General features: G+C 51.0%; 7 protein-coding genes. 2 read left to right on the top strand and 5 right to left on the bottom strand.

Annotation, left to right across the window (positions count from 1 at the left end; all coding sequences use genetic code 11):
• From Q0628_RS04715 to Q0628_RS04695, 5 genes are all read right to left on the bottom strand, one after another.
• On the bottom strand, positions 1–912 hold a 912-nt coding region (locus Q0628_RS04715), incomplete at its 3' end, for a histidine phosphatase family protein (protein WP_298768639.1).
• A 106-nt stretch (positions 913–1,018) separates the two neighbouring features.
• Positions 1,019–1,369, bottom strand: a complete 351-nt coding sequence (gene hisI / locus Q0628_RS04710) for a phosphoribosyl-AMP cyclohydrolase (RefSeq protein WP_298768637.1) — start codon at positions 1,367–1,369, stop codon at positions 1,019–1,021.
• A gap of 2 nt (positions 1,370–1,371) precedes the next feature.
• Positions 1,372–2,748 (bottom strand): FISUMP domain-containing protein, encoded by a 1,377-nt coding sequence (locus Q0628_RS04705; protein ID WP_298768635.1) that lies wholly within the window; start codon positions 2,746–2,748, stop codon positions 1,372–1,374.
• Positions 2,749–2,780: 32 nt separating this feature from the next.
• Positions 2,781–4,061 carry a glutamate-5-semialdehyde dehydrogenase gene (locus Q0628_RS04700; RefSeq protein WP_298768633.1) on the bottom strand — a complete coding sequence of 427 codons (1,281 nt, stop codon included), beginning with the start codon at positions 4,059–4,061 and terminating at the stop codon, positions 2,781–2,783.
• Between the two features lie 177 nt (positions 4,062–4,238).
• The gene (locus Q0628_RS04695) at positions 4,239–7,088 is read right to left on the bottom strand and encodes a glycoside hydrolase family 2 protein (protein ID WP_298768631.1); all 2,850 of its coding nucleotides are present in this window, start codon (positions 7,086–7,088) and stop codon (positions 4,239–4,241) included.
• 121 nt (positions 7,089–7,209) lie between these two features.
• On the opposite strand from Q0628_RS04695, the gene rplU reads away from it, so the two are divergent.
• On the top strand, positions 7,210–7,695 hold the full coding sequence (gene rplU / locus Q0628_RS04690; RefSeq protein WP_298768629.1) for a 50S ribosomal protein L21: 486 nt from the start codon (positions 7,210–7,212) through the stop codon (positions 7,693–7,695).
• 3 nt (positions 7,696–7,698) lie between these two features.
• The gene (gene rpmA / locus Q0628_RS04685) at positions 7,699–7,959 is read left to right on the top strand and encodes a 50S ribosomal protein L27 (protein WP_173652540.1); all 261 of its coding nucleotides are present in this window, start codon (positions 7,699–7,701) and stop codon (positions 7,957–7,959) included.
• The last annotated feature ends 170 nt before the right edge of the window (positions 7,960–8,129 follow it).

The raw sequence follows: 8,129 nt of genomic DNA, 5'->3' as shown, positions 1-8,129 counted from the left end.
TACCTTGTCTGCAATTTCAAGAACGTTCTTCAGGAGTGGCCTTGCATTTTCGAGCCCCTGCTTCTTGGCGAATGGATTGTTGCCGAGAACGCTGTACCACCAGGCGTTCTGTGCATGCCAGCGGGCGGTAAGGTCTTCTTCGGTCCACAGGTCGTCAAAGCTGAACTCGATTTCGGGGCTCCCTTGCAGGCTGTTGCCGATTTCGTAAATCTTGCTGAAAAGGTCGCCTGCGTCTACATTCTTCTGAATGTAGTTGGAATCATTGAAAATCGTGCGCATCATGCGAGTCGGATTCACGTGGCTGTAGAGTTTTTCGTTTTCTTTTTGCCAGGCGGGAGTGTTCGATTCACCGATGATTTTTCCGAAGTCGAGCGGGCTGATGAAGCTCATCAGGTACTTGCCCGATTCCTGATGAATTTCGACCTTGGGCTTTTGCGCATGCAATTCTTCGAGGAACGCGGCCATGCTCACCACGCAGCGCACACTGGTGCTGGCGTAAGCTTCTACGTAGGCGTCGTTCTTGAAAATTTCAGGGAAGTTCTTCACCATGCGCTTCGCGATTCCCTGGTGCTGTGCCACGCCCAGTTGTGTCAGGTCTCCTGCCCGCGGCGCGGCGTATTCGTCCAGGTACTTGGCGCGTTCAAGCAGACTCTTGCCGAGGTCCGTGAGTTTGCCTAAGGAATCGGCCTTCGCAAGCGTGTTATACAGGGCGTGGTAATGGTCGGCGGGCTGGTGAAAGCGACTGCCGTGTCTGCCGTAATGGCTCAGGTAAAACGGCTTGTAGCCGGCGGGAGCCTTGGTGTATTTTGCGGTGGGAGTGGGGTAGGCGTAATAGTTGCTACCCATTTGGTGACGGTCTTGGGCGATTGCTGAAATCGCCATTGTGAGCAACAGCGCGAGAATTTTTTTCATACTGCTAACCACCTGTTATTGGTGTGGAATGTGAAGTTTCCCATCACACATCGCACACTACAAGTTACACATTGCGGCAAAGCCGCTTACATTTCACCTGATTGTCTTACTTTTCGCACGTCTTGAAGAAACAGCTGCGAGCGCCTGTGTGGCAGGCCACCTGCGGACCCTGCATGCGCACCTTGAAGAGCAAGGCGTCAGAGTCGCAGTCGGCGGCCCATTCTACGACGGTCATCACGTTACCGCTGGTGTCGCCCTTGTGCCAGTATTCCTTGCGGCTACGGCTCCAGAACACCATTTCGCCACATTCGTGCGTGCGGCGCAGCGCTTCTTCGTTCATCCAGGCCATCATCAGCACGTCGCCCTTGTCTGCGTCCTGCACAATTGCCGGCGCAAGTGCAACGCCGTCCACTTCAACTTCGAATTTAATCTCTTTAATTAGGTCTTCGAATTTCATGTTTATTCCTTTATGCAGCGAATGGGATGTGCTGAATTTTTCTCTGATGTATGCCAAAGAATATTTGACCAGATAAGCTCTTCGTTCATAGCGGTGTACGCATAATAACCAGCGAATGTTCCGCTTTTAGGGGATTCTTCTAAACTCCAAAAAGCTGTATATGCGTCGATTCCTTGATAATTGCCTTGGTATTTTAGGCCAGTGGAAAGCATTGAAAAACCAAATTCATCGGTTGCATCTAAATCCTTTTCTTCCCATGTTTTCAGGTCTCTTAATTTTGTTGCCGCCCCATGATAGTAAGCGTATGACCCTTTATCTTCAATGTCAGTCATAATAGATTCTAATAAAGTAGTCCAATCCGTTTTGTTGGGAATTCTATATCCTTCTGGGCAGATACCTCTTAACTTTTCGTCTTCCGAAAAATTACAGAGAGCCTGAAATCCACAGGTTCCATATCCGTTTTTTTCCATGGAAAGGCTGTCGATTGCGGCGGCCCATGTATAAAGCCTTCCGTATTTTTTACAATATTCGAGGCTGTCGTTATAGCAAAAGCTGTTGGAATCTGTTTCACTCAAAACGTATCGATAATCCAGGTTTTGAGCCATCCATTCCTGGTCAAAGATTTTTACGGTTCTATAAACCTTGTTTTCACGGGAGTCCAATAATTCTCCATACTCTATATCTGGATTTAGGTAGTCGGTTGCAACGCAATCGTACTCCTTGCAACTGTATTTTCCTTCGGGTAATACAGTCGGAATCCAGACGCTTGAACTAGATTCTTCAGAGGAACTGGATTCTTGTGCAGACGATGAATAAATTGATGAGGATGATTCTTTTAATGAAGAACTGCTTGACGATTCAGGAACGGAACTCGATGATTCTTCTTCGGAAATTTTCGGGATGACGTTACGGTAATATGCTTTATCGTTTTCAACCTTGCAGATACATGATTCGAGGGACTTCTCTCCATAGTTTGTTATCATGGGAGAAAGATCTCCATCGCTTTCTAGCACATACGAACAATTCGAAACTTTGGCACGAATGTGCATATAGCGCTGTTCTGTGACGATTTCTATGCTGTAATGCCCCTGGTAGTACTCAGCAGAAGTGCATCGCGCATAGAATGCCAGCATGAGACTCATATACTCGTTAAGTTCATCGCATATATGATTGGCGATGAAATCATTGCCAGGTAGTGAATCTGTCCATGGATCGGTTTCAGAAATTCCGAATCTTTCGTTACACCATGAATCGAATCCCATTTCGGAGGAACTAGAAATGTTGGAAGAATCCTCTGCTGAAGAACCGGAGTCCCCACCACAGGCATTAAAAAGAAGCGCAATCAGTACACAGAAAAAAAATGACCATTTATTGTTCATTGCTGATAATCATCTTGCTATTTGTTTAATTACTAGCTACGCACCTGGCCGTTTCCGCGCAAAATCCATTTGTAGCTGCAGAGGCTTTCTACTCCCATCGGGCCGCGCGCATGCAGCTTGTCGGTAGAGATGCCCACTTCGGCGCCGAGGCCGTATTCGCCACCGTCGGCAAAGCGGGTGCTCGCGTTCACCATCACGCTGCTGCTGTCCACGTTCGCGACAAAGTAATCCTGCACGCTTGCGTCTTCGGCAACCACGGCTTCGGTGTGGCGGCTGCTGTTCTTTTCGATGTGGTCGCAGGCTTCGGCCACGTTATCCACGAACTTCACGCTTGCCTTCAGGGCCAAATATTCGTGGTGGTAATTGCTGTCATCACCGATGTCCTTGATTCGGCTGTCGTGGCTCTGGGCGTCGTGATCGCCAAAGAGTTCTACGCCACGGTCGGCGAGGCAATCAATGAGTTTCTTGATGGTTGCCGCGTCAATATGGCGGTCGATAATCACGCATTCCATGGCGTTGCACACGCCCGTACGCTGCGTCTTGGCGTTAATCAAAATGTTTACGGCCTTGTCCATATCGGCGGACTTATCGACATACACGTGGCAGATGCCGTTGAAGTGCTTAATCACGGGAATCTTGCTCTGTTCCACAACCGCACGGATCAGGCGCTCGCCTCCGCGGGGAATGACGAGGTCGAGACAGTCGTTACGCTGCAGGAGCATGCCCACCAGGTCATGGCTTGTTTCGGTCACGAGCTGCACGGCGTCTTGGTCGATGCCTTCTTCGGCGAGGGCTTCGTGGAAAATGCTGGCGAGGCACTTGGCGGAATTCAGAGATTCCTTGCCGCCGCGCAGAATCACGGCATTGCCCGCCTTGAAGCAGAGGCAGGCGCCATCGATGGTCACGTTCGGGCGGCTTTCGAAAATGAAGAATACGGCGCCGATAGGTACTGCCACGCGGCTAATCTTGATGCCGTTCTTCAGTTCGCGGCTTTCGAGCACGCGGTTCAGCGGGTCGGTGAACGCGGCGATTTCTTCGGCACCCTTGGCCATGGCCTCGATGCGGGCGTCGTTCAATGTCAGGCGGTCCATTTTCGAGTCGTCGAGCTTTCCGGCAGCGGCTTCGAGGTCCTTTTTATTGGCAGCAAGAATTTCCGGCTTGCGTTCACGTAAAATCTGGGCAACATGGTTCAGTACCGCGCTGCGCTTTTCGCCCGAGAGGGTGCGGAGATTTTTGCTTGATTTTTTGGCATTCTGGGCCAAAAAATCGGAATATTGTTCCAAGTTGGAATATGAAATCGTAGCGTTGTTCATGATTTTACAATATAGAAACTTGATTTATATCACATCGGAGTATATTTTAATAATACAGGTTTGTTTTTACCCGCGACATAGATGGGTAGTCGCAGGGTATCGGACTTGGGTGTTTAGACTCGGCGCCATCCTTCTCTCTCGGGGACGTGCCGAGTCTTTTTTATATGTTGAGCTCTCTTACAGCAAGCCGACAATGGCATTGAATAGTTTGTCTGCAAGAGCGTTCGTTTCGAGTCCTTCAAAGACGTTGAACTGGTTGAACATGATCTTGCCCTTGCCGAAGGGGTAGAGCTGCAGGTCTGCGCCAGTATAGAGTTCTTCGTCCTTCAGGGTGACGGAACGGGCAAATACCGTTGCGCCGGGGAGCTCGTTTAGCGAAATGCTTGGCATGATTGCCGCTGCGTTCTGGTCCAGGACCTTCGTGTCGCCAAAGACAGAGGCGATGCCAGAATCTTTGGGCAGATAGTGCAGGCTGAGACCGTTTGCGCCAGTGCTCCAGTGAGATTCGATATTGCAGTCGAATTGATGACTCTGGTTCAGGTAATCGATGTCTTCCTGTGTCAAGTCCGAAAGCAGTAGGGTCTTTCCCTGGTTCTTGACGACATCCACAAGCTTGTCGAGAATTTCGTCGGGCCAGGAACTCAGGTTCGCGGTAAATATGATCTGTTCGGGGCCGGTCAGTGCGGCGAGAGCGTCGCTGGATTCTTCGCTGTTGTCAAGGAAGCAGACCTTCTTCATGGAGTCCTTCGTGTCGACATGGTCGATCACGATGATATCTTCGGCCGTTACGTGAATTGGCTTGCCGTCGTCGATCAGCGTAATCTGCAGCTGGTACGTGCCCTGATTTCTCGGGGCCATGACTGTGCAGATGCCCATCTGCGTAAGGCTGGTCCTACCGGTGTGTTCTTCGGGCGTAATGGTCTGGCTCGAGATTTCCTTGCCCTTTTCGTCAAGGAGCTTGACTTCGACCGAGATGTCTTCGTAGCGCTTGTTGTTCAGGAGAGTCATCTGGAAACTGATTTCTCCCTGAGGTTCGACTACGTGTTCCAGTTCGCTCACTAGGACGCGGCTTGGCGCAGTGATTTCCTTTGTGAATTCGTCGAAACCCTTATTGACGCGGTTTTCGTCACAGATGCCACAGAAATCGGTTCCGCAGTCGGACCACTGGTCCAGGAAAAAGCCCGCAATCTGGGGATTGCTCTGCAAGGCGGAAATCTGGTCGAGTTTGCTCTTGAGCGCGATGCGGTTTGCATCGGCGACAAAGCTTTTGTAGTCCTTCCAGATAGACAGGTCGCTCTCGACGAAGGTTTCGACGAGCTTGATGAAGTTCTTGATGGATTTCTGGTTCTTTGCGCTGCGGGGACCACCGATGTTGGTTGCCGTGGCGGGCAGGAGCGTATGGTTCTTGAGCGTCACCAGCATCTTGTTGTTGATGTCTGCGGAGAAATTCTCTTCTTCGTCCTGGAATACGCTGTCGCCGAGTCCCGCGTCGGGAACGGCAAGCGGTTCCGCATCGCGATCAAAGCTGTGGGCGAGGAATTGCGTGTAGGCGGCGTTCGGAGTCATTCTCGGGTTTAGGCGCATCGTCGAGTAGGTCGAAATCTTGTCGACCGTCACCGGAAGAAGCTTGCCCGTGTCCTTACGGAAGTTGCCTTCGTTATCGAGGTAGATGCTGTTCAGGTTGCTGATGACGGGGCGCGTCATGTCCATCGGACTGATGGTGTTCAGCATCTTGTTGCCGTTCTGTAGCAGGAAGGAACCGTTTTCGGAACCAAGCACCCAGGCGCCAATGCTGGGGTGGTGGTGTTGTTCCTTGACGAGGTCGTTCAGAAGTTTCTTTGCTATTTCGAGACCGCGCGGCGTGGAACGCATCGTGTGGATCGGGAATTCCTGGAAAACAATTAGGCCAAGCTTGTCACAAATATCGAGGGCTGCATCGGTCAGGGGTGCGCCGCAGCTGCGGATGGTGTTGAATCCGGCTGCCTTGACTGCCTGGAGGTCCTTCTCAAGTTTCGGATTATCGTGAGTCCAGAGTCCGCCTTCGCTCCATTGCTGGTTGTAGGTGATACCCTGGATTTTGAGAATTTGGTCGTTCAGGTAGTAGTCACCCTTGATGCAGTCGAACTTGCGGAAACCGAAGGTCTTCACTACGGGGAAGGCGTATTCGGGACGCTTGATTTCCTTGCCATCCTTTTCTTTGCCCGCCTTGATTTCCATCTGGAATTCTATGGCGTAGACATTCGGGTGCTCGGGGCTCCACTGGTACTTGTCGCGCTTCTGTTCCTTGATTTCGAACACGTAGCGCTGCATGGCGTTTTCCTTGTCGAGCTTGATATTGCCAATAAAGAGCTCGCTCACGTCTCCGTCAGGATTTTTCATGAGGACGCGGAGCCTGGTCTGGAAGCCGCGAGGATTATTGAAGCTAATTTCGCAGGCAACGCGCTCCTGGTCGGCATCGGGTTCGATGCGGACGTCCGAAATGAAGGCTGCTGTACCGAGAATCAGGTCCACGTGTCCGAAAATTCCGCCGAACGGGTACTGGTTCCAGGGGAGTCCAACGGGCATTTCGTTCGGGTGGGCGTAGCGGTCGTCCGCGCCTTCGGCGCTTTCGCGCCCGAAGTCGATGCGGCTGTTGGCGGCGCCCATGTTGGCGACGCGTACGCAGAGCGTGTTTTCTTCGCCGAATTTAAGGGCTTTTTGTGGTTCGACCGTGAAGGGCGTGTACGCACCGAAGTGCGTGCCGAGTAATTTACCGTTGAGCCACACGGTAGCGTGCGAAGCGATTCTCTCAAAACGGATGAAAATGCGCTTTGCGACCTGCTTCTCGTCGTCGATAGTGAATTTCTTGAAATAATAAGCGCAATCCTGCGACATCAAAAGCTTGTCAAAGGCGCGTTCCCAGATATGGGGAACATGAACTGTCTCTGTATTTTGGGGATAAGTTGCATACCAACGGTTTGAAATGCCGGCATCTTCGGTGTCCCAAATCATCTGCCAGTCGCCGTCAAGGCTCATAATCTTGCTCATTCGAGTGTCCTTTATGAAAATTTGAGCTAAAATTTAGAAAAAAATGGGGTTTTGTCTTTACATTTTTCCGAATTTTGCTACATTTGGGGTCCCAATAGCAACCCAAAAAAGGATTACAAAAATGTATTCTATTGTTGAAACAGGTGGTTTCCAGTATAAAGTCGAACTGGGTAAGGCCTACAAGGTCCCCACGCTCGATGCCGCTGTTGGTTCCGAACTGGAGCTCAAGTCCGTTCTTCTTTTCGCAGGAAAAGAAGTGCAAATCGGCACCCCTGTCCTGAACGACGCCTCCGTGAAGGTGGAAGTCCTTGCCCATGGCAAGTATGACACCATCATCGTTTTCAAGAAGAAGCGCCGTACCCGTTACGAACGTCGTAACGGTCATCGTCAGGGCTATACCGAGGTGCTGGTTACGGAACTTCGCTCCGGCGCAGAATCCGCAAAGGTCGACTCCAAGGTTATCGAACGCAACCGCGCTCGCGTGGCTGCCCTCGCCAAGCAGAAGGTGCAGAACGTGCCTCTGACTCGCAAGGAAAAGATTGCTCAGGGTCTCCCGAAGCCCGCCAAGGTCAAGAAGAACTCTCTGCGTAAGGCTAAGGAGGTTTAATCCATGGCTCATAAGAAAGGTCAAGGTTCAGTACGTAACGGCCGCGACAGTAACGCCAAGTATCTTGGTGTTAAGAAGTATGCGGGCGAAGTCGTCAAGGCTGGCAACATCATCGTTCGTCAGCGTGGTTCTCACTTCCACAAGGGCACCAACGTGGGTATGGGCAAGGACTTTACCTTGTTCTCTCTCGTCGATGGCAAGGTGAAGTTCGAACGCCTCGATGCAAAGCGTCAGAAGGTTTCTGTCTACCCGGAAGAAAACTAATCTGATTTTGAATCGGTTTTCAAGGCCGGCGATACCTTTTAGGTGTCGCCGGTTCTTTTTTTTTGCTATCTTATAGGCGATGTTTGCCCTGTTTCGCTTACTCCTGCTCGCGTTCTGCTTTTCCCTGACGGTGGGACTTGTTTGGATTTTTTCCATGCGCCCCTATATTC

This window comes from uncultured Fibrobacter sp. (assembly GCF_937877005.1).
In the GTDB taxonomy this organism is placed as follows: Bacteria; Fibrobacterota; Fibrobacteria; order Fibrobacterales; family Fibrobacteraceae; genus Fibrobacter.
This window is presented reverse-complemented; position numbering and strand designations above follow the sequence as displayed.